This window comes from Herbiconiux sp., assembly GCF_023264895.1.
Classification (GTDB): domain Bacteria; phylum Actinomycetota; class Actinomycetes; order Actinomycetales; family Microbacteriaceae; genus Herbiconiux.
Genome location: NZ_JAHFUY010000038.1, coordinates 1 through 24,544 on the forward strand (window position 1 = coordinate 1; position 24,544 = coordinate 24,544).

Here is a 24,544-nt window from a genome sequence, read left to right on the forward strand (position 1 = left end):
TCCCGCTAGCCTGACGGCATGGCCGCGGTGTCCGACAAACCCATTCTCGAGTTCGAGCACATCGACGAGTGGGAGCGGTACCTCGAGGGTTCGCCGAGCCCTATCGGTGTGCGCCTCAGGGTGCGCAAACTCACCTCCACCAAGCCGGGAATCCTCGTCGCCGACGCCCTCCAGGTCGCGCTGTGCTTCGGCTGGATCGACGGCCAGCGCAACGGTCTCGACGACGACTACTTCCTGCAGGCGTACAGCCCGCGCCGTGCCCGAAGCACGTGGTCGCAGGTCAACCGAGACTACGTCGAGGCTCTTATCGCGCAGGGCAGAATGCGTCCCGCCGGCCAGGCGGAGATCGACCGCGCGAAGGCCGACGGTCGCTGGGATGCCGCGTACCGCCAGAAGGACCACCCGGTTCCGGATGACCTGCGCACCGCCCTCGACGCGAACCCCGCGGCTTCCGCCATGTTCGAGAAGCTGAGCTCGCAGAACCGGTTCGCGATCCTCTTCCGCATCGGCAACGTCAAACGCGCGGAGACCCGGGAGCGAAAGATCGCCGGGTACGTGGACGACCTAGCGAACGGCGTCACGATATACCCGCAAAAAGAACGCTAGGAAGCTGAACCCCGGCCTGGGGTGACCCGTTGAGGGGCGACTCCTAGTGGGGCGCGAAGTAGGGTACCGAGCCGCCCTACCGTGAATCACATGGTTCTCAGATCAACCCTCGCCGTCACCGCGCTCGGGCTCGGCCTCGCTCTCGCCCTCGCGGTTCCCGCCCAGGCCGCGCCGCAGTCGTGGACCGCTCCCGTCACTGTCAGTACCACTGCTGACGCGGAGAGCCCGCGAGTCGTGACGGCCCCCGACGGCAGCATCACCTCGGTATGGGTCGAGACCGGTGCAGGTGTCTCCACGATCGTGGGTGCCACATCAGTCGACGACGGCGCGACCTGGTCGACTCCGCAGGCGATCTCGAACTCGAGCATCAACGTCCGTCTTCCCGAACTCGCCATCGACAGCCTCGGCGTGCGCACCGTCGTGTGGGTCGACCAATGGGGCGGAAGTACGGTTATCGAAGCCTCGAGTTCGGCCGACGGGCTCTCCTGGAGCGCGGGCTTCGTGCTCTCGGGCCTAGTGGGTAACGCGACGGCGCCGCGGCTCTCCATCGACTCGAACGACGTGCGGTACGTGGTGTGGCAGGCTCTTCCCAACGCGCACACAGAAGTGCGGGCAGTGTCGTCGACAGACGGCTTTACGTGGAACAGCGAAGCCAGAGTCTCTGATCCACTAACCGACTCCACGGCTCCGGACGTGGGCGTGCTGCCGAACGGTAATGTCATCGCAATCTGGGCGGCCGGCACCGTCGTACAGTCGTCGAGCTCGAGCGACCTCGGCGTGACCTGGGGACCGATCGCCGACCTCACGTCCCTCGGACTCCCTGTCGGACAGCCTCACCTGGCCACCAGCGCGGCAGGGCTCGTCGCCGCCATCTGGTACTACACAGACTCCGCTGGCGATCAGATCGCCCAGACCGCGACCTCCATCGATGGACAGACTTGGACGGGCGCCCTCGACATTTCCGCGCCCGGCGGATCCGCCGAACTCTTCGACATCGCCTTCGCGCCGGATGGCACGCTCCACGCGATCTGGGATCGTTACGACTCCAGCGGCAACTCGATTGTGCAGGCAGTGCACTCGACCGACGGTGGAGCCACCTGGAGTGTGCCGCTCGACCTGAGCGCAGCGGGCGAGAATGGCATCGACGCCCGGCTCGTCATTGACTCCACGTCCGCTGTGACAGCGGCATGGACTCAGGATGACCTCACGACCTTTCCCATCATCCAGTACACGACCTCGACGGATGGAGGCTCGACCTTCACGCTTGCCTCGGCTCTCTCGGTAGGCGGTCAAGGCGCCGCTACACCGTGGCTTGCTCTGAGCGCGTCGGATGTGGTGACTGCAGTGTGGACGATGTTCGACGGCACCAACGCGTTTGTACAGTCAGCACACGGTGTGGGCAGTGCGGCCGCGGCGGCAGCCGCATCAGCGCCTTCGCTCGCCGCCACTGGCTCCCCGCGTTACGGCACGGAGCTTGCGATCCTCGGCGCTGCACTCATTAGCGCAGGAGTGATTGCGTTCATGCTGCGACCTCGCGAACGAGGAGCGCATCGGGCCTGACAGGGCTTCAGCAATTTTTCAGGATTTTCCGTTGGCACTCTCGGGTCTCGATTGCTAATATTTGGGTACATGAGTCACACCGACTCAAGTTTCGCAAGAGCCACTCCCGCGAGTGGCGAGACGTGAAGGAGTGAAACCCAATGGCTGTACTTTTCGACCCATTCCGTGAGCTGGACCGCGTCGCAGCGAATCTGCTCGACTCGCGCCAGGGTCCGCGATTCATGCCGATCGATCTCTACCGCGACGGCGACCACTACGTGCTGAACGCCGATCTTCCCGGCATCGACCCGGGCAGCGTCGACATCGACGTGGACGGCCAGCTGCTCACCATCCGTGCCGAGCGCACCGCCTCCAGCCAAGAGGGCGTGAAGTGGCTCGGCCGCGAGAGGCCGAGCGGATCGTTCCTGCGCCAGTTCAACCTCGGTGACGGCATCGCCACCGACCAGATCAGCGCCAACTACGACAACGGCGTGCTGAGCGTGGTGATCCCGATGAGCGAGAAGGCCAAGCCGCGCAAGGTCGCGATCACCAGCACCGAGTCGCACGCGGCGGTCACCGCGTAGCCTGCGAACGACGAAGGGCCGAGACATCCGTCTCGGCCCTTCGTGTTGTTGGTACTAGGCGAGTCGCGCCGCGAGAGCCTTGTCGAGGGTGTCGAGGAACTCCTCGGTGGTCTCCCACTTCTGGTCCGGGCCGACGAGGGCCGCGAGGTCCTTGGTCATGTGGCCGGCCTCGACGGACTTGATGACGACATCCTCGAGGGTGTCGGCGAACGTCGCCAGCTCGGGGTTGTTGTCGAGCTTGGCGCGGTGCGCGAGGCCGCGGGTCCACGCGTAGATCGAGGCGATCGGGTTCGTGGAGGTGGGCTTGCCCTGCTGGTGCATGCGGTAGTGGCGCGTGACCGTGCCGTGCGCGGCCTCGGCCTCGACGACCGAGCCGTCCGGGACGGAGAGCACCGAGGTCATGAGACCGAGCGAGCCGAAGCCCTGCGCCACGGTGTCGGACTGCACGTCGCCGTCGTAGTTCTTGCAGGCCCAGACGTAGCCGCCCTCCCACTTCATGGCCGAGGCGACCATGTCGTCGATGAGGCGGTGCTCGTAGGTGAGGCCGGCCGCGTCGAACTGCTCCTTGAACTCGGTCTCGAAGATCTCCTGGAAGATGTCCTTGAACCGGCCGTCGTAGGCCTTCAGGATCGTGTTCTTCGTCGAGAGGTAGACGGGGTAGTTGCGCGTGAGGCCGTAGTTGAGCGAGGCGCGGGCGAAGTCGCGGATCGACGCGTCCTGGTTGTACTGCACCTGGGCGATGCCGTCGTCGGGAGCGTCGTAGACCTCGAACTTCATCGGCTCGGAGCCGTCTTCGGGGGTGAACTCGACCGTGAGCTTGCCCTTGCCCTTGAACACGAAGTCGGTGGCGCGGTACTGGTCGCCGAAGGCGTGACGGCCGATGATGATCGGCTTGTTCCAGCCGGGCACGAGGCGCGGGATGTTCGAGATGATGATCGGCTCGCGGAAGATCACGCCGCCGAGGATGTTGCGAATGGTGCCGTTCGGCGACTTCCACATCTTCTTCAGGCCGAACTCCTCCACCCGGGCCTCGTCGGGCGTGATGGTGGCGCACTTGACGCCCACACCGTGCTTCTGGATGGCGTGAGCCGCGTCGATCGTGACCTGGTCGTCGGTCTGGTCGCGGTACTCGATGCCGAGGTCGTAGTACTCGAGGTTCACGTCGAGGTACGGGTGGATCAGCGTGTCTTTGATGGCCTGCCAGATGATGCGAGTCATCTCGTCGCCGTCGAGTTCGACGACCGTGCCTTCAACCTTGATCTTCTGCAATTCAGCTCCTTGACAGCTGTTCGAAAGTGGGCCGCCAGCCAGTTTACCTTGTCCTCCAGATATCTCGACATCGAGATATCTTGGCGCGGCCGGAGGGCAGCCGATACCCTGTCAGCATGAGCGAACTGAGGCTGGAAGAACTCGCGGCATCGAACATCGTCGCGGCGAACACCCTCACGCTGAAGCCCGGCCAGGAGCAGTACGTGGCCCCCGTGTCGCACTCCATCGCCGAGGCCTACGTGAACCCCAACACGGCGTGGCCCCGCGTGGTGATCGAAGACGACGAGGTCGTCGGGTTCATCATGGGCAACTTCGATCCGGATGCGACGGAGGACGTGTTCCGCGGCTGCATCTGGCGCATCAACGTGGCCGCGAGCGCCCAGGGCCGCGGCGTCGGCCGCTTCGCCGTGCTCGCGCTGGCCGACGAGGCGCGCTCGCGCGGCTTCGAGCGCATCACGGTGATGTTCGAGCCCGGTGAGGACGGACCGGCCGCCTTCTTCGAGCGGATCGGCTTCGAGACCATCGGCGAGACGCCCTACGGCGAGACCATCGCCGCACTCACCCTGTGAGCCCTGACGGCACCGCCTCCCGGGCGTGAGCTTCGTCGACGACGTGCTCGAGGTGGTCGACTCGATCCCCCCGGGCCAGGTGCTCAGCTACGGCGACGTCGCCGCCCTGCTCGGCAGCCGCGGCGCGCGAGCCGTCGGGGGCATCATGCGCTCCTACGGCCACGCCCATCCGTGGTGGCGGGTCGTTCGCGCCGGCGGCCTGCCTCCCATCGGCCACGAGGCATCCGCCCGACCGTACTACGAGAGCGAGGGGACACCGCTCCGGGCGATCTCGCGGGAACCGGGTTATGCCGTCGACTACGCTGTAGCACGGTGGCGGCCGTCGCATCCGGCCGCTCTGCACGAGAGGACCGACCACAGCAGATGACCAAGCGCGCACTCCTCGCCGGGATCACGGCGGCAGGCCTCCTGGCCGCGCTCTCCGGCTGCTCCCTCGCGAGCGCCATCACCCCTCCGGTCGAATCGCAGCTCTACCCGACCATCGCCGACGCCCGTGGGGCCGACGCCACCATCGAGATCCCCTCCTGGGTGCCGGACGACGCGGTGGGCATCCGCATCAAGGAGAACGCCGAGACCGGCGCCGCCATCATGCAGTTCGGCGACCCGGCGCCCGAGGCAATCGGCACGGCGTGCGACGCCTCGATCGCCGGCAACACGGCGCCGCTCGACGACACGTGGTGGCCGCAGGCCCTGCCGCCGCCCGAGGAGATCACCTGCCAGGACGGCTGGCACATCGCCTTCCTCTACGGCTCGCAGTTCTTCGCCTGGACGCCCTGACCCACCTGACCGGCCAGCGGCTCGTCGCCGGCAACTACACCAGCGACTCCCGCCACGACGCGTGCAGCTGGGCGAAGCGCCCGGTGCCCGCGATCAGGTCGTCGGGCGTGCCGTCCTCCACGATGCGTCCGTGCTCCATCACGAGCACCCGGTCGGCGATCGACACGGTCGAGAGCCGGTGCGCGATGATCACGGCGGTGCGGTCGGCGAGGAGGGTCTGCAGCGCCTCCTGCACGAGCCGTTCGCTCGGGATGTCGAGCGAGGCGGTCGCCTCGTCGAGGATGAGCACCGCGGGGTCGGCGAGGAAGGCCCGCGCGAACGAGATCAGCTGCCGCTGGCCGGCCGACACCCGCCCGCCGCGCTTGTTCACGTCGGTCTCGTAGCCGTTCGGGAGCCCACGGATGAACTCGTCGGCGCCGACGGCCTTCGCCGCCTCGACGATCTCGTCCCTCGAGGCCTCCGGGCGGCCGATCGCGATGTTGTCGGCCACCGTGCCGGAGAAGAGGTAGGCCTCCTGGGTCACCATCACGATCGCGCGCCGCAGGTCTTTCGGGTGGAGCTCCCGGAGGTCGATGCCGTCGAGGGTGATGCGCCCGGCCGTGGGGTCGTAGAACCGGGAGATGAGCTTCGCGAGGGTCGACTTGCCCGCTCCCGTGGAGCCCACGAGCGCGATCGTCTGACCCGCGGGGATGTCGAGGTCGAACTCCGGCAGGATCGGGCGGCCCGCCACGTAGCCGAACGCCACGGCCTCGAACTCCACGGCGCCCTTCGAGGTCCAGAGATCGACCGGATGCTCCGGGTCGGGCACGCTCGGGCGCTCCTCGAGCACTCCGGAGATCTTCTCCAGCGCGGCCGTGGCGCTCTGGTAGCTGTTGTAGAACATCGCCATGTCCTCCATCGGATCGAAGAACCGGCGCGTGTAGAGCACCGCGGCCAGCAGCACGCCGATCTCCATGCCGCCGTCGATCACCCGGAAGCCGCCCGCCAGCAGCACCACGGCCACCGCCACGTTGCCGATGAGCACGAGGCCGGGGTCGTAGATCCCGAAGAGCCGGATGACCTTGGCATTGGCCTCCCGGTTGTCCTCGACGAGGCCGGCGAACTCCGCCGCGTCGGCCTTCTGGGTGCGGAACGCCTTCACGGCGCGGATGCCCGTCATGGTCTCGACGAAGCGCACGATCAGCCGGGCCGACGCCACGCGCGTGCGCCGGAACATCCGCTGCGACCGCACCTGGAACCAGCGGGTGAGGATGGCGAGCGGCACGAGGGCGACGAGCAGGATGAAGCCCGACTCCACATCGAGCAGGAAGAGCGCGACGGCCGTGAGCACCATGTAGAGCACGCCCTGCACGAGCTGGTTGATGCCCGAGTCGAGCAGTTCGCTGATGGCGTCGAGGTCGCTCGTCTGCCGCGAGATGATGCGGCCGGAGGTGTAGCTCTCGTGGAACTCCAGGCTCAGCCGCTGGGTGTGCAGGAACACCCGCCGGCGCAGGTCGAACAGGATGGCTTGGCTGATCTGCGCCGAGAGCACGGTGAACCAGGCGATGAGCCCGGCGCCGAGGACGCCGGCGAGCAGGTAGGCGAGGCCGGCGAGGCCCACGGGCATCCAGTCGTTCGCCAGCAGGGCGGGCAGCCCCGAGTCGATGCCGTAGGCGATGATCGAGGGGCCGGCGACCTGCGAGACCGTGCTGATGACCACGACCACGATGCTGAGGGCGAGGCGCGCCCGCAGCGGGTGCACGAGCGAGCCGAGCAGGCGCAGCGAGCGACGGCGGATCTGCCGGCTCTCGTCGCGCGAGAAGTCGTCGCGCTCCTCGCCCGCGACACCAGAGACGGTGGAGTCGCTCATCGGGACACCTCCTCGGTGGTGGGGACCTCCGGGCTGTCGAAGCTCGAGATCACGAAGCGGTAGTGCGCACTCGTGGCGAGCAGCTCGGAGTGGGTGCCGACCGCGGAGATGCGGCCGTTCTCCAGCAGCGCCACCCGGTCGGCTAGCGCCACGGTCGAGGGCCGGTGCGCCACGATGAGCGCCGTGGTGGTGGCGAGCACGCGACGGAGGGCTGCCTCCACGAGAGCCTCGGTGTCGACGTCGAGGGCCGACAGCGGGTCGTCGAGCACGAGGATCTCGGGCCGAGCCGCGATCGCCCGCGCCAGCGCGAGCCGCTGCCGCTGGCCTCCGGAGAGGCTGAGCCCCTCCTCCCCCACTTTCGTGTCGAGCCCCGCAGGCAGGTCGTCGACGAACGATGCCTGGGCGATGTCGAGCGCCTCGCGGAGCTCCTCCTCCGTGGCATCCGGCCGGCCGAGCAGCACGTTCTCGCGCACGGTGCGGCTGAACAGCGTCGCCTCCTCGAAGGCCATGGCGATGCGGGAGCGCAGGTCGTCGAGCGCGAGGTCGCGCACGTCGACGCCATCGACCCTCACCGCACCTCCCGTGACGTCGTAGAGGCGGGTGGTGAGCGCCGTGAGCGTGGACTTGCCGGATCCGGTGAGCCCCACGAGCGCCATGGTCTCCCCGGGCCGCACGGTGAGCGAGACGCCGTCGACGAGGTCGGGGAACGACGCGGGCGCATCCTGGTAGCGGAAGTGCACGTCGTCGAACACGAGCTCACCGCGGCCGCGGGCAGCCTCGGCCGGCTTCTCCGGATCGACGATCGTGTTCTCGGAGTCCATCACCTCGAAGAAGCGCAGCGTGGCGGTCTTCGCGTCGAGGGTCATGGCCAGGAAGTAGCCGAGCGACCAGATCGGGAACAGCAGCACGGTGCCGGTGGCGAAGAACGCCACGAGCTCGCCCACCGACGACTGCCCGGTGGAGGCGAGCCAGACGCCCACCACGAGGCACACGCCGAAGGCGAGATCCGGGATCAGCGTGAGGTAGAGCCAGATGCCCGCGATCGCCTTGGCCTTCTCGATCTCGGTGCCGCGGAGCTCTTCGGCCTGCGACTCGAATCGCTTGAGGGCGTAGCGACCGCGACCGAAGGCCTTGAGCACGCGGATGCCGTGGACCGACTCCTCCACGCTCGTGGCGAGGTCGCCGGTCTGGTCCTGGCTCCGCCGCGCGACGTCGGAGTACTTGCGCTCGAAGCTGAAGCTGTAGAGGATGACGGGCACCGCCGCCGCCACGAAGATGAGCCCGAGCACCCAGTTGAGCGCGATCAGGATGACGGCGCCGCCGACGATGGTGAGGACGTTCACGACGAGCAGCACGAGGCCGAACGAGAGCCAGCGGCGGATGAGGTTGAGGTCGCTCACGGCGCGCGAGAGCAGCTGGCCGCTCGGCCAGCGGTCATGGAAGGCCACCGGCAGGTTCTGCAGCCGACGGTAGAGGCTGTTGCGCAGGCGCGCCTCGACGTGGGTGCCGGGGGTCAGCACCAGGGCCCGGCGGGCGCCGATCAGCACGGCCTCGAGCACGCCGAGGGCGAGCACGATGCCCGCGGCCACCCAGAGCTGCCCGGCGTCGCCGTCGGCGAGCGGGCCGTCGACCATGAACTGCAGCACCTGCGGGATGGCGAGGGCCACCGCGCTCGCGACCAGGGAGACCACCATCGCGGCGTAGATGCGGGGCAGGGCCTCGCGCACGTAGGGTCGCAGGCGCGACAGCACGGCGACCGTTCCCACGGCCGACTGGGGGTTCGTGGGCTCTGGCATGGTCCGTTTCCTCGTAAGCAGCCTTACAGAATACGTTCCGGGCACCTCACCCGCAAGCGCGGGTCAGCGGATGCGCACGGAGAGGCAGGTCACGCAGCCCTCGAGCTTCTCGAACTCCGAGATGTCGACCGAGATCACCCGGTAGCCGAGCCCCTCGATCAGCCGGGCGGATTCGGGCGCGGACGAGGCGATGAGCACGGTGTCGTCGGCGAGGATGACCACGTGGGCACCGCTGGGTTCGGGCACCTCGAGGAAGCGGTCGTAGACGAACGGGTCGTCGACGAGGGGGCGGTAGCCGATGACGGTGCCGTCCGGCAGCGCGGTGACCGTGCTCTTCAGGTGCAGGGCCTTCGTGACGGGCACAGCCACCACCGAGTAGCCGCGCGGTGCGAGGATCTTGCGGAGCTGACGGATGCCGTCCGAGTTCGTGCGCCCGCCGCGCCCCACGAAGATGGTCGAGCCGATCTTCAGCACGTCGCCGCCGTCGAGGGTGCCGGGCCGCTCGATCCGCAGCACCTCGAGGCCGAGGGCCGTGAGGCTCTCCTCCACGCCGTCGATCTCGTCCAGCCGCTCGTCGGCGCCCGGGCTCGTGAGCACGGCGAGGGCACCGAACATCACCACGGCGTCCTCCACGAACACCGAATCGGGCAGGTCGTCGGCCGGCGCCACCTCCACCGGGTCCCAGCCTGCGCCCGTCAGCGCGGCCACGTAGGCCTCCCACTGCCGCTCGGCGAGGTCGACGTCGACGGTCTCGCGCTCGATGTGCGTCACGAGGCCGTCCTGCAGGCTCTTCGCGGGGCGGCGCACGAGCACGTACTTCTTGCGCAGCACCTCCTCCTGCTCGCTGATGCCCACGCGCGCGTGGATCCGGGGAGCGATGGCCACCGAGGCCACGACCGCCCCGAGCACGAAGATCAGGTTGTTGCCCACGAGCGTGCCGGCGAGCGGCGCGAGCAGGTCGGCGAAGGCGACGCCGGCGGCGAGCGCCGACAGACCGGTGCCGATGAGGGCGGCGAGGGCTCCGGAGACGACACCGGCGATGGCCGAGGTGTACCAGTGCCGGAAGGCGCCGACCAGCCCGAAGACCGCCGTGAACAGGAACAGCACGAGCGTCGAGTTCAGGAAGTACTCGGTGTAGACCGCGAAGACCTGCGGGTTCTGCGCGTTCGCGACGAAGTACGCCAGATCAGCCGCCACGAGGGCCACCAGGGCCACCACGAGGGCCGCGACGATCGAGGCGATGACCGAACGGAGCCGGAAGGAAGACATGGTCACGACCTTAAGCGAACGTTGCTGTGCGGGATCTCGGATCGGAGCGGGTTCAGTGGAAGAAGTGCCGCTCGCCCGTGAAGTACATGGTGACGCCCGCCTTCTCGGCGGCCTCGACGACCTCGGCGTCGCGCACCGAGCCACCCGGCTGCACGACCGCCTTGACGCCCGCGGCCAGGAGCACCTCGAGGCCGTCGGCGAAGGGGAAGAAGGCGTCGGAGGCGGCCACGGAACCCGCGGCGCGGTCGCCCGCGCGGCTCACGGCGAGCTGGCACGAGTCCACCCTGTTCACCTGCCCCATTCCCACACCCACGGATGCGCCGCGCGAGGCGAGCAGGATGGCGTTCGACTTCACCGAGCGGCAGGCCTTCCAGGCGAACTCGAGGTCGTCGAGCGTGGCCTCGTCGGCCGCGGGGCCGGCGGCGAGCGTCCAGGTGGAGCGGTCGAGCCCCTCGAAGCCGTCGGGGGTCTGGGCGAGGAAGCCGCCGCTCAGCTGACGGAGCTCCACCGCCTCGCGGCCGAAGCCCTCCGGCAGCGTGAGCAGCCGCAGGTTCTTCTTGGTGCTCAGCACCTCGAAGGCGTCGGCGTCGAAGGCGGGGGCCACGAGCACCTCCGTGAAGACGTCCTTGACCGATTCGGCCATGGCGAGGGTGACCGGGCGGTTGGCCGCTATCACGCCGCCGAAGGCCGAGACGGGGTCGCACGCGTGCGCCTTGGCGTGCGCGTCGGCGATCCCGTCGGGCGCGGTGGCCGCGCCCACCGCGATGCCGCAGGGGTTGGCGTGCTTGATGATGGCCACGGCGGGCTCGGCGAAGTCGAAGGCGGCGCGCACGGCGGCATCGGCGTCGACGTAGTTGTTGTACGACATCTCCTTGCCGTGCAGCTGCACGGCCTGGGCGATGCCGTGACCCTCGGGGAGCGAGTAGAGGGCTGCCTGCTGGTGCGAGTTCTCGCCGTAGCGGAGAGTGGCGGTGCGGGTGGCCGAGACGGCGAGCTCGGCCGGGAACTGCGCGTCGGCGGCCGCATCCGGGGTCTCGGTCTCGGTCTGGGTCTCGGTCTGCGTCTCGGTCTGGGCGTGGCTCTGGCTCTCGCCGAGCTGCTCGGCGAACCAGGCGGCCACGGCGGTGTCATACGAGGCGGTGTGCGCGAAGGCCTGGGCTGCGAGCTCACGGCGGAGCCCGAGCGACGTGCCCCCGGCGGCGATCGCCTCGGTGACGGCCGAGTAGCGCTCGGGCGAGACCACGATGGCCACGTTGGCGAAGTTCTTGGCCGAGGCGCGCACGAGGGCGGGGCCTCCGATGTCGATCTGCTCGATCACCGTGTCGGGTGCGGCGCCCGAGGCGACGGTGTCGCGGAACGGGTAGAGGTTGACCACCACGAGGTCGAAGGCCCGGATGCCGAGCTCCTCGAGCTGGTGCCTGTGCGACTCGAGCCGGAGGTCGGCGAGGATGCCGGCGTGCACTCCCGGGTGCAGGGTCTTCACGCGGCCGTCGAGCGACTCGGGGAAGCCCGTGACGCTCGAGACCTCGGTGACGGCCACGCCGGCGTCGGCGATGGCCTTCGCGGTCGATCCGGTGGAGACGATCTCGACCCCGGCGGCGGCTAGCGCCTGCACGAGCTCCACGAGCCCGGTCTTGTCGCTGACCGAGATGAGCGCCCGCGTGGCGGGGACGACGTCGCGGTGGGTGTAGAGGCTCGGGTCGTGCTGGGGGCCACTCATCGTGCTGCTGTCTCCTTGAGATCGACTAGTCCTTCGGCGATGTCGCGCACGGCCTGCACCAGCAGCTCGCGCTCCACCACCTTGATGCGCTCGTGCAGCTCGTGCTCGGTGTCGCCCGGCAGGACGGCGATCTCGCGCTGGACGATGACGGGCCCGGTGTCGACGCCCTCGTCGATCACGTGCACGGTGACCCCCGTCGTCCTGGCGCCCGCGGCCAGGGCGTCGCGCACGGCGTGCGCGCCCGGGAAGGCGGGGAGGAGGGCGGGGTGGGTGTTGATGATGCGGGGAGCCAGGGCCGACACGACGGCCGGCGGCAGGATGCGCATGAAGCCCGCGCAGACCACGAGATCGGGCGACCAGCGATCGATCTGGGCGAGCAGCTCGTCTCCCCAGGCGGCCCGGCTCTCGAAGGCGGTGGGCACCACGGTGAAGCTCGGGATCTGGAACTCCTCGGCGTGGGCGAGGCCGTCGGCCTCCGTGTCCGACCCCACGGCGATGACGCGCGCGGGGTAGCCGGGATCGCTCGAGGCTTCGAGGAGCGCCCGGAGGTTGGAGCCTCCCCCGGAGATCAGCACGAGGAGCGAGAGCACCGTCACAGTGTATCGGCCGCGGCACTCCGGCTCGCGTCGGTCCGGCGCACGGCTCCGGTGGCGAAGCCCAGCAGCATCGCCACGGTGAACTCGCCGAAGGCGCAGAGCAGCACCCACCCGGCATCGGGCCCCACGTCGGCGAGGCGCCCGGGCCCGGCCGCCCCCTGGGAGGCCAGGGCGAGGAGGGTGAGGATGCCCGCTCCGACCGCTCCTGCGAGCCCGGCGGTGGCGAGGGTGCGCCAGAGGGCCCCCGGCCGCCCCTGCACTCGCTGCGTGAGCGCCGGTCGCAGCACGGCGGCGGCGATGAAGCCCGCGGCCACCGGGACGAGCAGCCCCACGAAGCCGAGCGCCGGGGTGCCCTCGGGCAGGGCGCCGAGCACGGGGAGCGCGGGAACGAGGCCGAGCTGGGTGCCGAGCGGCGAGACCGCCGAGCCCGTGCCGAGGGCGAACCCTGGGCCCACGAACCAGCTCGCGGTCCACACGATGAGGTTCGGCAGCAGCGCGAGCTGTGCCAGGGTGAGGCTCACTCCGCCGAGCACGCCGGCCTGCAGCCCTTCGTAGAGGGCGACGATGGGCGAGAAGTTCGTCACGAGGATGAGGGCCATGGCGAGGGCGGAGAAGCCCACGACCGCAGCGGCGGCGATCGTGCCGGCTCGGAGGGCCAGCCCCAGCAGGCCGCGATCCCGCTCGTCGACGCGCTTCACCGCCGCGCTCCCGCGCATCCGGAGCGCCGAAGCCGGACCGAATTCGAAGGAGGGGGTGCGCCGGGGGTTCGTGGCGTAGCCCACGACGAGCCCGAGGGCGTAGACGAGTGCGGGCAGCAGAGCGGCCTGCGTCAGCGAGGGTGCGGCGCCCACCGCGGTGGAGCCGAGGCCGACGAGCAGGCCGAGGCCGGCGAAGGCGAGCACGCCCGCCGCGCCGCCGGTGACGGGATAGGCGGTGGCGCCCAGCCGGCGTCCCGAGCGCACGCCGAGCAGCACGGTCACGAGCGCGAGGCCGAGCGGCGCGATGCCCACCGTGAACGGCACCTCGGCACCCGCCACGCCGAGCTGCAGGGCGAGCGCCGGATCGATCGCGAGCGCGAGGTCGACGCCGTTGCCGAGCAGCCAGAGGTCGCCGGAGGCACGCCAGAAGTCGAGCCAGTCGACCGCGAGTTCGAACTGGATCGCCCAGAGCAGAGTGAGCGGGATGAGCGGGATGCCGACGCCGATCGCGACGACGATGAGGGCGTCGAGCGCGGAGAGCAGGGCGGTGACTGGGCGATTCATGCGTGGCGAGCCTACCTCCCGAGCCGCGGCATCCCGGCGCGGCACGCGCCCCGTGCGGGGAGTGCCCTGCGCAGACGTCTGCGGAGGGCCTTCGTCAGTGCAGGATGACCTTGAGCATGATGACGGCGAGACCCACGAGGCCCGTGGCCAGCCCTCCGGCGATGCTCGCGTACCAGCGGGCACCGCGCTCGGCGAAGGCGAGGGTGCCGAGACCGGCGAGCAGCAGCACGCTCACGAGCAGCGCGAGCTGGTAGGCGAGGCGCTCGGGCAGCACGCCGCTCGCTCCGAGGGTGAGCACGAGGATCGGCAGGATGGCCGAGACGGGCAGGCCGGCCGCGTGGCGCACGGCGCGGGCCAGGGCTTCGCCCACCGGGATCTCGACGCCGTTGCGGCGGCCGTGCGTGGCGACGGTCGCGGCGAAGACGTGCGCGATCCAGAACACGAAGACCGTGACCGAAACCGAGGTGATCATGTCGAAGTCGGTGTCGCCGTCCTCGATCAGCACGATCAGGGCGCTGACGATGATGGTGCCGTAGATCGACTCCGGCGTCACGAACTCGTGCCGCAGCCGCCGCCACAGCCCCACCGAGGCCGCCGCCTCATTCACCTTCGTCACCCCACGATTCTGTCAGACCACGCCACCCTCGACGGCGAACGGCCCGCCCTCGGTGGAGGACGGGCCGTTCATCTGTGACGTGCGACCTACAGCGCCGCGTAGACCTCACGCAGCAGCGCAGCGGTCTCGCTCGGCGTCTTGCCGACCTTCACGCCCGCGGCCTCGAGGGCCTCTTTCTTGGCCTGGGCGGTGCCGGCCGAGCCGGAGACGATGGCGCCCGCGTGGCCCATGGTCTTGCCCTCGGGGGCGGTGAACCCGGCCACGTAGCCCACCACGGGCTTCGTGACGTTGGCCTTGATGAAGTCGGCGGCACGCTCCTCGGCGTCGCCACCGATCTCACCGATCATCACGATCGCCTTGGTCTCGGGGTCGGCTTCGAACGCGGCGAGCGCGTCGATGTGGGTGGTGCCGATGATCGGGTCGCCGCCGATGCCGATGGCGGTCGAGAAGCCGAGGTCACGCAGCTCGTACATCATCTGGTAGGTCAGGGTGCCCGACTTCGACACGAGGCCGATCGGTCCCTTGCCGGTGATGTTCGCGGGGGTGATGCCCACGAGCGCCTCACCGGGGGTGATGATGCCGGGGCAGTTCGGCCCGATGATGCGGGTCTTGTTGCCCTTCGCCTTGGCGTAGGCCCAGGCCTCGGCCGAGTCCTGCACCGGGATGCCCTCGGTGATGACCACGAGCAGCGGGATCTCGGAGTCGATCGCCTCGACGATCGCGTCCTTCGAGAACGCCGGCGGCACGAATGCGATCGACACATCGGCGCCGGTGGCCTCGATGGCCTCCTTCACCGTGCCGAACACGGGCAGCTCGACGGCGTTGCCGTCCTTGTCGGTGTGGCTCACGGTGGTGCCGGCCTTGCGGGCGTTGACGCCGCCCACGACCTGCGTGCCGGCCTTCAGCATGAGGGCGGTGTGCTTGGTGCCCTCACCGCCGGTGATGCCCTGCACGATGACCTTGGAGTCCTTGTTCAGAAAAATCGACATGTCTCTCGTCCTCTACTTACTTCGCAGCGTGGGCGAGCTCGGCGGCCTTGTCGGCGCCGTCGTCCATCGTCAGGGCCAGGGTCACGAGCGGGTGCGCGGCCTTCTCGAGGATGGCGCGGCCCTCCTCGACCTTGTTGCCGTCGAGTCGCACCACGAGGGGCTTGGTGGCGGTGTCGCCGAGCACCTCGAGGGCGCCGACGATGCCGTTCGCCACGGCGTCGCAGGCAGTGATGCCGCCGAAGACGTTGACGAACACTCTATTGACCTGCGGGTCGCCGAGGATGATGTCGAGACCGTTGGCCATGACCTGTGCGGAGGCTCCGCCGCCGATGTCGAGGAAGTTGGCGGGCTTGACCACGCCGTGCTTCTCGCCCGCGTAGGAGACGACGTCGAGCGTCGACATCACGAGCCCCGCGCCGTTGCCGATCACGCCGACCTCGCCGTCGAGCTTGACGTAGTTGAGGTCGTTCTCCTTGGCCTTGGCCTCGAGCGGGTCGGCAGCCTCGGCGTCTTCGAGCGCCTCGTGGCCCGGGTGACGGAATCCGGCGTTCTCGTCGAGCGAGACCTTGCCGTCGAGGGCGATGATGTCGCCCTCCTCGGTGAGCACGAGCGGGTTGACCTCGACCAGGGTCGCGTCCTCGCCCTTGTAGACCTCCCACAGCTTCACGAAGACGGGGGCGACCTTCTCGATCAGCTCCTCCGGGAACTTCGCGTCGACGGCGATCTGCTTCGCGGTCTCGAGGTCGATGCCCTTGATCGGGTCGACCTCGATGCGGGCGAGGGCCTCGGGGCGCTCGACGGCGAGCTGCTCGATCTCCATGCCGCCCTCGTAACTCGTGAGCGAGAGGTAGGAGCGGTTCGCCCGGTCCAGCAGCACCGAGAAGTAGAACTCCTGGGCGATGCGGGCACCACCGGCGACCATGACGCGCTTGACGACGTGGCCCTTGATGTCGAGGCCGAGGATCGACTTCGCGGCCTCCTCGGCCGCGTCGGCGTCCTTCGCGACCTTGACGCCGCCGGCCTTTCCGCGGCCGCCCACCTTGACCTGGGCCTTCACCACGGTGACGCCGCCGAGCTTCTCGGCTGCGGCCCTCACGTCTTCAGGAGTGTCGGCGATGATGCCGGGCAGAACCGGCACGCCGTAGCTTTCGAAGAGGTCTCGGGCTTGGTACTCGAATAGATCCACGCTGGTCTTCCAATCCGCTTTCAACTCGTCGTCCCGGAGGGAAAAACGGGACATGACAGACGGCGCGACGAAAGGGATGCCCCCTCCATCGCTCCGGACACCATCTAGAACTCTACCCCCCGGGGCGCGTGCTGCCGCGCGGCCGACTGCTCCTCCCCAGGGGGCTTCCGGGGCGCGTTCCTCCACAGAACGGGCGGCAGCGCTCCGCGGGCGAGGCGTCCTCGCGAAGCTGTGCGCATGAACCCGCTCCCCCGCTCCCGTCCCCTCCTCCGCGCCCTCCGTCTCGTCGGCCTCCTCGTCGCCGGCCTGCTGGCGGCACCGCTCGCTCTCGCGCTCGGCGGCACCACGGCCTTCGCCACCGAGGCCGTCGCCCACGGCCAGGGGGTGCTCTGGGCGAAAGACCACACCTCGTGGCTCGGCAACTACCTGCTCGACGACGGGCGGCACGGCTACTGCATCGACGTCGAGAAGCCACCGCCGATCGGGGCGGCCGTCGACTACCTTCCTGGCACCTCGGCGGCGTGGTTCGGCACCGACGACTCGGCGAGGCTCGCCTTCATCTCCCGGGAGTGGGGCGCTCCGGGCGATCCGCTCACGGCGGCTGCCGCACAGCTCGCGACCTGGACGGTCACGGGCCTCGCCGGCCACGACCAGGCGTTCTTCGCCCAGAGGGCCAATGGCGACGCCGACCTCGTCGTCACCGCGGCGAACCACATGCTGCGGGTCGCCGACGGTGCGGGCGGAGCGTCCCGCGGGGTCTCGGCCTCGGTGACGCTCGACCTCGACGGGCCTGGCGGCCGGGTGGTCTCCGATCTCGTCATCGACCACCTCGCAGGCGCCCGGTCACCCGCACCGGGTTCGTTCACCGGATCGGCCACCCTCCGCGGTGCGACCTTCCCCGACGGCCGGAGGACGGCTGCGATCCCCAACGGAGTGCCCCTCTCCATCGTCCCGGATCAGCGCGGAGCGACCGAGCAGGTCACCGTCGACGTCGTCTTCGAGGGCCTGCCGTTCGGGGCCGACTACCGGCTCGGCCGCAGCACCGGCGACACGCAGAGCCTCCTGGTCACCGAGCCCTATGACGCCCGGGCGGAGGCCTCGGCCACGGCGAGCGCGCCGAGCGAGCTCCCGTTCGCACCGCGCGTGATCACGGCCACGAGCGAGGCCGTGGCGTCCCCGGGCACGGAGCTCACCGACATCCTGACGGTCTCGGCGCACCCGCAGTCGCCCACCGGCACGGAGTGGGGGGTGCACCGAGCCCGCGACGGCTCCCTGCAGCCCATCCCCGTGGTGGTCGAGAGCGTGCTCTGGGGCCCCTTCGGCACCCTGCCCGAGCCGTCACCGCGTGCTCCCGCGGATGCGCCGCGCGTGTGCACGGTCGAGCTCCGCATCGAGGGTGGCCCGGGCACCTACCGCACGCCGCCGTGCACGATCACCGCGCCGGGCTACTACGTCTGGACGGACTCGATCGATCCCGCCCGCACTCCGCGCTCCGAGGGCGGCGACAGGCTGCAGCCGTGGAGCTCGGAGTTCGGCGTGGCGACCGAGACCACGCTCGTGCCCGCCGCTCCGGAGGTGAGCACGGTGGCGTCGCAGCACCGGCTCGATGCACCCGGATGCGTGAGCGACGCCCTGTCGGTCCGCGGGCTCCCCGAGGGAGCCGGTCCGGTCACCGTCGACTCCACCCTGATCGGCCCGCTCGCCGCGAGGCCGCCGGCCGGCCAGACCCCGCCCGACTGGCGCAGCTCGCCGGTGGCGGGAGAGGTGACCACGATGATCATCGCCGACGGAACCCACGAGTCCCCGTGCATCCCGGTCGCCGTCCCCGGCTTCTACTACTTCGTGTTCGACTCCGCCGGCTCGGCCGCCCGCTCCCCCTCTCTGCGGGAGTCCACTCTGTCGGAGGCCTTCACGGAGCCGCTGGTGCCGCCGTTCGCCGACACGCGGGTGCACGAGTCGGAGTCGCTCGAGTTCCGGCCACCGCCGAGCTCTCCGCCGCCCGCATCGCCGCCCGTCACTCCCCCGGCCGCCGCACCGCCCGCCACCGTCCCGCCCGCCACCTCCCCGCCTGCGCTGCCACCGGCGCTGCCTCCTGAGGGGCCGCCGACGACCGCTCGAGCGCAGCTCCCGCGCACGGGCGCGGCTCCCCCTTCGGCGCTGACGACCGCGGTCACGATCGTCGCCATCATGGCCGGGCTGGCCGGCCTCGGCGTGGCACTCCGGCGGCGCTCATGACCGCCGCGCCGCTACGGCAGCTCCGGCGGTCGGACCGCCCCCGAGAGTCAGAGCGTCTCGGAGGGTCAGAGCTTCTCGATGGGTGCGATCTTGATCAGGAGCTTCTTCGGCCCCGCCGACTCGAAGTTCACGTGGGCCACCCGCTTCGAGCCCTCGCCCGTGACCTGGTTCACCCGGCCCTCGCCGAAGTCGGTGTGCGTGATGCGGTCACCGGGTGCGAGCTCGAGGTCGCCGTTGTCGCGCACCTGACCGGTCACGCGGTTCGCCCACTCGGTCTTCTGCCTGGGCGGCGCGGGCGGCAGCCCGAAGGTCGAGTCGCTGTTCCAGCGCGAGCCGGAACCACCACCGGAGCCCCCGTACGAGCGGCCGCGCGAGGCATTCAGCGCGCGGGGCTCCGTGCCGCCGCGCGAGGTCGCCATGCCGGGCGACTGGATCCAGTCCATGAGCTCAGCGGGGATCTCCTGCAGGTAGCGGCTCGGCATCGCCACCGCGGTCTCGCCGAACTGCGCTCTCGTCATCGCGAGCGAGATGAACAGCCGCTTCCGCGCGCGGGTGATGCCCACGTAGAAGAGCCGGCGCTCCTCAGCCGGCCCACCGGGCTCGCTCGCCGACATGCGGTGCGGCAGCAGGTCCTCCTCGACGCCGGTGAGGAACACCGCGTCGTACTCGAGCCCCTTCGCCGTGTGCAGGGTCATCAGCGACACGGTTCCGCTGGAGTCGTCGAGGTCGTCGACCGCCGCCACGAGCGACACCTCGGTGAGGAAGTCGATGAGCGTGCCGTCGGGGTTGTTGCGGTTGAACTCCTTCGTCACCGCCAGGAGCTCCTCCACGTTCTCGGCACGCGCCTCGTCCTGCGGGTCGCGGCTGGCGCGCAGCATCGTGACGTAGTTGCTCTTCTCCATCAGCAGGGCGAGCACCTCGCTCACGGGTGCCTCGCCGCCCGGTCGCTCGGGGTCGGCGAGCGCCGTCGCCTCGTCGAGCAGCCCGGCCAGCTGCAGGATGGCGGCCGTGACCTTGGGGCCGAGCCCGAGCTCGCCGGCCCGGCGCATCGCGTCCCGGTAGCCGATGCCCTCGCGCTCGGCGAACGAGGCGAGCTGCGTCTCGGTGGCCGGGCCGATGCCGCGCTTGGGGGTGTTGAGGATGCGGCGGAGGGCGAGGGCGTCGAACGGATTCGCCACGCTCGTGAGGTACGCCATGGCGTCCTTGATCTCGGCCCGCTCGTAGAACTTCGTGCCGCCGAGCACGCGGTACGGCAGCGCCGAGCGGATGAAGATCTCCTCCAGCGCTCTGGTCTGCGAGTTGGTGCGGTAGAACACGGCGATCTGGTTGTAAGCCATCCCGCCCTCGCGCAGCTTGGCGATCTCATCGGCCACGAACTGCGCCTCGTCGTGCCCCGAGTAGCCCGTGAAGCCCACGATCTTCTCGCCGTCGCCGACGGCGGTCCAGAGCTTCTTGTCCTTCCGGTCGAAGTTGTTCGAGATCACGGCGTTCGCCGCCGAGAGGATGTTCTGGGTGGAGCGGTAGTTCTGCTCGAGCAGCACCACCCGCGCGCCCGGGAAGTCGCGCTCGAACTCCACGATGTTGCGGATGTCGGCACCGCGGAAGGCGTAGATCGACTGGTCGGAGTCACCCACCACGGTGAGCGAGGCACCTCCGCCTCCGAACGCCGACAACCCGGAGAGCTCGTTCGACTCCGGCGGCCGGGTGAGCTCGCGGATGAGGGCGTACTGCGCGTGGTTCGTGTCCTGGTACTCGTCGACGAGGATGTGCCGGAAGCGGCGCTGGTACTTCTCCGCCACCTGGGGGAAGGCTCGGAAGAGGAACACCGTCTGGCTGATCAGGTCGTCGAAGTCGAACGCGTTCGCGTCGCGGAGCGCCCGCGAGTATGCGCGGAAGACCTCCACGAACATCGCGTCCTGCGGGTCGGAGAAGTTGGCCTGGCGCGCATAGCTGTCGGCATCGCTCAGCTCGTTCTTGAGCTTCGAGATCTTGCCGGTCACCTGCGCCACGGTGAAGCCGAAGGCATCTGCCTGCAGATCCTTGATGATGCGCTTGACCAGCGCCCGGGAGTCCTGCGAGTCGTAGATCGTGAAGCTCTTGGTGAAGCCGAAGTTCTCGGCCTCCCGGCGGAGGATGCGCACGCACGCCGAGTGGAACGTCGAGATCCACATGCCCTCGGCGACCTGACCGAGCAGGTGCCCCACCCGCTCGCGCATCTCGGCGGCGGCCTTGTTGGTGAACGTGATGGCGAGGATCTGGCTCGGCCACGCCTCGTTGTTGCGGATCAGGCTCGCGATGCGGTGCGTGAGCACACGGGTCTTGCCACTGCCGGCGCCCGCCACGATGAGCAGGGCGGGGCCGCGGTGCACGACCGCCACGCGCTGCTCGGGGTTGAGGCCGTCGAGCAGCTCGTCGTCATCGTCGAATCGTGAGTCGCCGACCACGACGGGGGTGATGCGCGGGTTCGATTCGGTGGTGTCGCTCATGCTGCGTCAAGTGTAGGCCGCACCTCCGACAGCGCTGCGAGCGGCCACCGCGAGATCGGGCTGGTCGGCGAAGACTCCGTCGACACCGGTGGCGAGGATCGCCTGGAACTCCTCCTCCCACCGGCCGAACGCCGCCTTGTCGTGACCGACTCTGAAGTTGCGGGGAAGGAAGCGGTTCTCGGCCCGGAGCGTCCAGGTGAACACCTCGAGTCCGGCCGCGTGGGCCCGGTCGACGACGTCGGATGCGCCGTGCGAGACGCCGAGCACGTCGCGGGGGAGGATGGTCGCCTTGTCCACACTGATGCCGTCGACCGAGTCCGCGAGGGTGCACAGGCCGGAGTCGGTGAGCTGGTCGGCGTAGCCGGGTGCGTCGACACCGAGCCGCGCCACGAGGTCGAACGCCGTCCCGGAGTCCTCCAGCAGGTAGATCCAGCGGGCGTCGAGGCCTGTCGCCCTGAGCTCACCGAGCACGGTCTGCTCGAACGACTCGACCGTGAGCCTCTCGCGACCGGCCCGCCCCCAGCCGGCCTCGTCGATCTCGCGGGCCACGGCCTCCGCGAGCGGAAGGCCCGCGGCCGCGAAGTGGGTGCCGTGCTTGAGCTCCACCACCGCTCCGCCTCCCGCCTCCTCGGCGATGCGCAGCACGTCACGCAGCCGCAGCAGCCCGAAGCGGCCGTCGAAGCTCGCGCTCGAGGGCCGGATGCCGGGAAGCCGCTCGACGGCGCGGAGGGTCTGCAGCTCGGGCCAGGTGAAGTCCTCCGTGAACCAGCCCGTGTGCGCGACGCCGTCGACCTCCCGGGTCGTCCGCCGGTCGGCGAACTCGGCGTGGGATGCCACGTCGGTGGTGCCCGAGATCTCGTTCTCGTGCCGCACCACCGGCACGCCGTCGAGCGAGAGCACCACGTCGGGCTCGACCGCGTCGGCTCCGAGCGCGAACGCCAGTTCGTAGGCCGAGGCCGTGTGCTCCGGGCGGTAGCCGCTGGCTCCGCGGTGCCCGATGACGAGTGTCTGCTGATCCACGCTCACACGCTACGCGCCCGGGCCCCGCACTGTTCGCCCAGGGCGTTCAGATCCGCTGGAATCCGGCGGACTACCAGCGAATCGAGGTGAACGGTGCACTACCCTGGGAGCACCACGTTCACGTTCCCACGACAGATTGAGACTGACATGGCCGGCCCCGCGTCCTCCAGCAACCCCGCCTTCTCCCGCAACCCCGTGTTCAACGGCAAGGAGGTGCAGAACATCTCGGCCGAGGGGCTGCAGACGATGTTCGACAAGCCCGCCGCGACGGCCTCCCAGACCGACCGCATGAGCTACGACGGCGTCATCCTGAAGACCGCCGGCATGTTCGTGGTGCTCCTGGTCACAGCGACCGTGGCGTTCCTGACCAACCAGCCCCAGCCCACCGCCCTCGGCATGGGGCTCACCTTCGGCGGCGCCATCATCGGCCTCGTGCTGGGCCTCGTCAACGCGTTCAAGCGCGAGCCGTCGGTTCCGCTGATCCTGCTCTACGCGGCGTTCCAGGGCCTGTTCATCGGCGGCATCTCGAGCGTCTTCGAGTCGCAGTGGTCCGGCATCATCGTGCAGGCCGTGCTCGCCACCCTCGCGGTGTTCGGCGTCACCCTCGCACTCTTCGCGAGCGGCAAGATCCGCGCCTCCAAGCGGGCCACCAAGGTGTTCCTGATCGCGATCATCGGCTACGGGCTGTTCTCGCTGCTCAACTTCGTGCTCATGATCACGGGCGTCGTCGACGACCCGTGGGGCCTCCGCGGAGCCACCATCGGCGGCTTCCCGATCGGCATCGTGATCGGCCTCTTCGCCGTGCTTCTCGCGGCCTACTCGCTCGTGCTCGACTTCGACTCCATCCAGCGCGGCGTGAGGAGCGGCGCTCCTCGCAAGTACGAGTGGTCGGGCGCCTTCGGCCTCGTCCTCACGCTCATCTGGCTCTACCTGGAGCTCCTGCGCATCATCGCCATCTTCCGCAACTAGCGGCACCGGCCGAGCGCAGAAGCACCGGCGGAAGCCATCGACATCCGAGACGGGGTCGCCCACGAGGGCGGCCCCGTTCGTCCAGCCGACACCGGGAGACGCACCGGCAACGGCGAGAGCACCGGCACCGCCCGTCTCCTGGGTCTCGACGCGGCCCGCGGTCTCGCCCTCCTCGGCATGATCGCCGCGCACACGGTCCCCGAAGACGGCGGCGAGGCGGTCTGGGACGGCCGTTCCTCCGTGCTCTTCGCCCTCGTCGCCGGAATCTCCCTCGGCCTGATCTCCGGCGGGTCGGCTCGTTCCCGCTCGGCGCGGGTGGTGGCCCTCCGAGCCCTCCTGCTCATCGTCCTCGGCATCGGTCTGACCCTGCTCGAGACTCCGATCGCCATCATCCTCGACAGCTACGGGCTGCTCTTCGCCGTCTCCATCCCCCTGCTCTTCGCCCCGCGCTGGCTCCTCGGCGTCGTCGCCGCCGTCGCCGCCGTGGCCGGGCCCTGGCTCGTCACCATCCTCACCGCCGGCGTCGACGCGGCCTCGGGAGACGTGGCCCGCCTCCTCCAGAGCCCGTGGGCGTACTTCCCCGAGGCCTGGCTCTACGGCGTCTACCCTGCACCGGTCTGGCTCGCCTACGTCGCCACGGGCATCCTGATCGCCCGCTGCGACCTCCGCCGCCCCCGCACGCAGGCCGGCATGCTCGTGATCGGCGGCGTGCTCGCCGCCGCCGGGTACCTCGGCGCACTCCTCGGTGGCGCGCCGGTCGAAGCGCACAGCAACACGACGTCCGAGGTGGTCGCCACCGGCGGCCTGGCCGTCGCGATCACGGGCCTCCTGCTGCTCGTGCTCAGCCCGGGCGCAGCACGGGGGCGCCAGGTGACCCGCACCATCGCGAGGCCGCTGGCGGCGGCGGGCTCGATGCCGCTCACGCTCTACTCGGCCCAGATCATCGCGATTGCGATCATCGTGCGTCTGTCACCGGCGGGAAGCGACGGACTCGACTGGCAGGCCACTCCCCTGTTCTTCGCACTCGCGGTTCCCGCGGTCGTCTTCGCGAGCGTCTGGAGCCTACGATTCAGCCAGGGCCCACTCGAGTGGCTCGTGAGCCGCCTGAGCACGCAGCGCCCCTGGCGCGCACCACGCAGCACCGGCGCACAGCACTAGCCGCGCCGAGCGCCCCCACGCGCAGCCCTGGCCCCACGCAGCGCCGCCC

At 69.9% G+C, this 24,544-nt stretch carries 21 protein-coding genes; 9 read left to right on the forward strand and 12 right to left on the reverse strand.

Translation table 11 applies throughout. The features are described 5' to 3' along the window. Positions 1-18 precede the first annotated feature (18 nt). The 3 genes from Q0D57_RS08610 to Q0D57_RS08620 all read left to right on the forward strand — a co-directional run bounded on the left by Q0D57_RS08610 (position 19) and on the right by Q0D57_RS08620 (position 2,729). Entirely contained in the window at positions 19-606 is a 588-nt protein-coding gene (locus Q0D57_RS08610; protein WP_291041442.1) for a YdeI/OmpD-associated family protein, read from the forward strand. Positions 607-696: 90 nt separating this feature from the next. Continuing rightward, the gene (locus tag Q0D57_RS08615; RefSeq protein ID WP_291041445.1) at positions 697-2,166 is read left to right on the forward strand and encodes a sialidase family protein; all 1,470 of its coding nucleotides are present in this window, start codon (positions 697-699) and stop codon (positions 2,164-2,166) included. Between the two features lie 140 nt (positions 2,167-2,306). Next, positions 2,307-2,729: an Hsp20/alpha crystallin family protein gene (locus Q0D57_RS08620; protein WP_291041448.1), complete on the forward strand. Its 423-nt coding sequence runs from the start codon at positions 2,307-2,309 to the stop codon at positions 2,727-2,729. Between the two features lie 54 nt (positions 2,730-2,783). On the opposite strand, the gene Q0D57_RS08625 is transcribed toward Q0D57_RS08620, so the two are convergent. Further along, positions 2,784-3,998, reverse strand: coding sequence for an NADP-dependent isocitrate dehydrogenase (locus Q0D57_RS08625; protein WP_291041451.1), 1,215 nt, complete (start codon positions 3,996-3,998; stop codon positions 2,784-2,786). 116 nt (positions 3,999-4,114) lie between these two features. Between Q0D57_RS08625 and Q0D57_RS08630 the strand changes: the two genes are divergently transcribed. From Q0D57_RS08630 to Q0D57_RS08640, 3 genes are read left to right on the forward strand one after another with little or no spacing between them, the layout of a single operon-like run. Beyond that, positions 4,115-4,567 (forward strand): GNAT family N-acetyltransferase, encoded by a 453-nt coding sequence (locus tag Q0D57_RS08630; RefSeq protein ID WP_291041455.1) that lies wholly within the window; start codon positions 4,115-4,117, stop codon positions 4,565-4,567. Positions 4,568-4,592: 25 nt separating this feature from the next. Further along, the gene (locus Q0D57_RS08635; RefSeq protein WP_291041461.1) at positions 4,593-4,934 is read left to right on the forward strand and encodes an MGMT family protein; all 342 of its coding nucleotides are present in this window, start codon (positions 4,593-4,595) and stop codon (positions 4,932-4,934) included. Beyond that, the gene (locus Q0D57_RS08640; RefSeq protein WP_291041464.1) at positions 4,931-5,344 is read left to right on the forward strand and encodes a hypothetical protein; all 414 of its coding nucleotides are present in this window, start codon (positions 4,931-4,933) and stop codon (positions 5,342-5,344) included. Before Q0D57_RS08635 ends, Q0D57_RS08640 begins: the two co-directional genes overlap by 4 nt. A gap of 34 nt (positions 5,345-5,378) precedes the next feature. Here the strand turns inward: Q0D57_RS08640 and Q0D57_RS08645 are convergent, their stop codons facing one another. The 9 genes from Q0D57_RS08645 to sucC all read right to left on the reverse strand — a co-directional run bounded on the left by Q0D57_RS08645 (position 5,379) and on the right by sucC (position 16,627). Further along, a complete protein-coding gene (locus tag Q0D57_RS08645) occupies positions 5,379-7,193 on the reverse strand; it encodes an ABC transporter ATP-binding protein (RefSeq protein ID WP_291041467.1) in 1,815 nt (604 codons plus the stop codon). After that, positions 7,190-8,989: an ABC transporter ATP-binding protein gene (locus Q0D57_RS08650; protein ID WP_291041471.1), complete on the reverse strand. Its 1,800-nt coding sequence runs from the start codon at positions 8,987-8,989 to the stop codon at positions 7,190-7,192. Before Q0D57_RS08650 ends, Q0D57_RS08645 begins: the two co-directional genes overlap by 4 nt. A gap of 63 nt (positions 8,990-9,052) precedes the next feature. Further along, positions 9,053-10,258 carry a dimethylargininase gene (ddaH, locus tag Q0D57_RS08655; RefSeq protein WP_291041474.1) on the reverse strand — a complete coding sequence of 402 codons (1,206 nt, stop codon included), beginning with the start codon at positions 10,256-10,258 and terminating at the stop codon, positions 9,053-9,055. Between the two features lie 52 nt (positions 10,259-10,310). Beyond that, positions 10,311-11,978, reverse strand: coding sequence for a bifunctional phosphoribosylaminoimidazolecarboxamide formyltransferase/IMP cyclohydrolase (gene purH / locus Q0D57_RS08660; RefSeq protein ID WP_291041479.1), 1,668 nt, complete (start codon positions 11,976-11,978; stop codon positions 10,311-10,313). Continuing rightward, positions 11,975-12,568 carry a phosphoribosylglycinamide formyltransferase gene (gene purN / locus Q0D57_RS08665; RefSeq protein WP_291041482.1) on the reverse strand — a complete coding sequence of 198 codons (594 nt, stop codon included), beginning with the start codon at positions 12,566-12,568 and terminating at the stop codon, positions 11,975-11,977. Before purN ends, purH begins: the two co-directional genes overlap by 4 nt. A gap of 2 nt (positions 12,569-12,570) precedes the next feature. After that, positions 12,571-13,836: a DUF6350 family protein gene (locus tag Q0D57_RS08670; RefSeq protein ID WP_291041494.1), complete on the reverse strand. Its 1,266-nt coding sequence runs from the start codon at positions 13,834-13,836 to the stop codon at positions 12,571-12,573. Positions 13,837-13,930: 94 nt separating this feature from the next. Continuing rightward, entirely contained in the window at positions 13,931-14,452 is a 522-nt protein-coding gene (locus Q0D57_RS08675) for a hypothetical protein (RefSeq protein ID WP_291041500.1), read from the reverse strand. A gap of 86 nt (positions 14,453-14,538) precedes the next feature. Continuing rightward, on the reverse strand, positions 14,539-15,441 hold the full coding sequence (gene sucD / locus Q0D57_RS08680) for a succinate--CoA ligase subunit alpha (RefSeq protein WP_259525235.1): 903 nt from the start codon (positions 15,439-15,441) through the stop codon (positions 14,539-14,541). A 16-nt stretch (positions 15,442-15,457) separates the two neighbouring features. Beyond that, on the reverse strand, positions 15,458-16,627 hold the full coding sequence (gene sucC, locus Q0D57_RS08685) for an ADP-forming succinate--CoA ligase subunit beta (RefSeq protein ID WP_291041504.1): 1,170 nt from the start codon (positions 16,625-16,627) through the stop codon (positions 15,458-15,460). A gap of 237 nt (positions 16,628-16,864) precedes the next feature. Here sucC and Q0D57_RS08690 point away from each other — a divergent pair, with 237 nt between their 5' ends. Further along, the gene (locus tag Q0D57_RS08690) at positions 16,865-18,862 is read left to right on the forward strand and encodes an LPXTG cell wall anchor domain-containing protein (protein WP_291041508.1); all 1,998 of its coding nucleotides are present in this window, start codon (positions 16,865-16,867) and stop codon (positions 18,860-18,862) included. 65 nt (positions 18,863-18,927) lie between these two features. Here Q0D57_RS08690 and Q0D57_RS08695 read toward each other — a convergent pair whose 3' ends face one another. After that, the gene (locus tag Q0D57_RS08695) at positions 18,928-21,348 is read right to left on the reverse strand and encodes a UvrD-helicase domain-containing protein (protein ID WP_291041511.1); all 2,421 of its coding nucleotides are present in this window, start codon (positions 21,346-21,348) and stop codon (positions 18,928-18,930) included. Between the two features lie 6 nt (positions 21,349-21,354). Further along, positions 21,355-22,368, reverse strand: coding sequence for a glycerophosphodiester phosphodiesterase family protein (locus tag Q0D57_RS08700; protein WP_291041514.1), 1,014 nt, complete (start codon positions 22,366-22,368; stop codon positions 21,355-21,357). Positions 22,369-22,515: 147 nt separating this feature from the next. On the opposite strand from Q0D57_RS08700, the gene Q0D57_RS08705 reads away from it, so the two are divergent. Both Q0D57_RS08705 and Q0D57_RS08710 read left to right on the forward strand, forming a co-directional pair. Beyond that, positions 22,516-23,337, forward strand: coding sequence for a Bax inhibitor-1/YccA family protein (locus Q0D57_RS08705; protein ID WP_291041517.1), 822 nt, complete (start codon positions 22,516-22,518; stop codon positions 23,335-23,337). 177 nt (positions 23,338-23,514) lie between these two features. Continuing rightward, entirely contained in the window at positions 23,515-24,495 is a 981-nt protein-coding gene (locus Q0D57_RS08710; RefSeq protein WP_291041520.1) for a DUF418 domain-containing protein, read from the forward strand. Positions 24,496-24,544 lie beyond the last annotated feature (49 nt).

Coding starts and splice junctions, on each gene's coding strand:
- Q0D57_RS08640 (WP_291041464.1), top strand. CDS start 4,931: ATGACCAAGCGCGCACTCCTCGCCGGGATCACGGCGGCAGGCCTCCTG.
- Q0D57_RS08650 (WP_291041471.1), bottom strand. CDS start 8,989: ATGCCAGAGCCCACGAACCCCCAGTCGGCCGTGGGAACGGTCGCCGTG.
- Q0D57_RS08695 (WP_291041511.1), bottom strand. CDS start 21,348: ATGAGCGACACCACCGAATCGAACCCGCGCATCACCCCCGTCGTGGTC.
- Q0D57_RS08705 (WP_291041517.1), top strand. CDS start 22,516: ATGGCCGGCCCCGCGTCCTCCAGCAACCCCGCCTTCTCCCGCAACCCC.
- Q0D57_RS08620 (WP_291041448.1), top strand. CDS start 2,307: ATGGCTGTACTTTTCGACCCATTCCGTGAGCTGGACCGCGTCGCAGCG.
- Q0D57_RS08690 (WP_291041508.1), top strand. CDS start 16,865: ATGAACCCGCTCCCCCGCTCCCGTCCCCTCCTCCGCGCCCTCCGTCTC.
- ddaH (WP_291041474.1), bottom strand. CDS start 10,258: ATGTCTTCCTTCCGGCTCCGTTCGGTCATCGCCTCGATCGTCGCGGCC.
- Q0D57_RS08710 (WP_291041520.1), top strand. CDS start 23,515: ATGATCGCCGCGCACACGGTCCCCGAAGACGGCGGCGAGGCGGTCTGG.
- Q0D57_RS08630 (WP_291041455.1), top strand. CDS start 4,115: ATGAGCGAACTGAGGCTGGAAGAACTCGCGGCATCGAACATCGTCGCG.
- Q0D57_RS08645 (WP_291041467.1), bottom strand. CDS start 7,193: ATGAGCGACTCCACCGTCTCTGGTGTCGCGGGCGAGGAGCGCGACGAC.
- purH (WP_291041479.1), bottom strand. CDS start 11,978: ATGAGTGGCCCCCAGCACGACCCGAGCCTCTACACCCACCGCGACGTC.
- Q0D57_RS08610 (WP_291041442.1), top strand. CDS start 19: ATGGCCGCGGTGTCCGACAAACCCATTCTCGAGTTCGAGCACATCGAC.
- Q0D57_RS08615 (WP_291041445.1), top strand. CDS start 697: ATGGTTCTCAGATCAACCCTCGCCGTCACCGCGCTCGGGCTCGGCCTC.
- sucD (WP_259525235.1), bottom strand. CDS start 15,441: ATGTCGATTTTTCTGAACAAGGACTCCAAGGTCATCGTGCAGGGCATC.
- Q0D57_RS08670 (WP_291041494.1), bottom strand. CDS start 13,836: ATGAATCGCCCAGTCACCGCCCTGCTCTCCGCGCTCGACGCCCTCATC.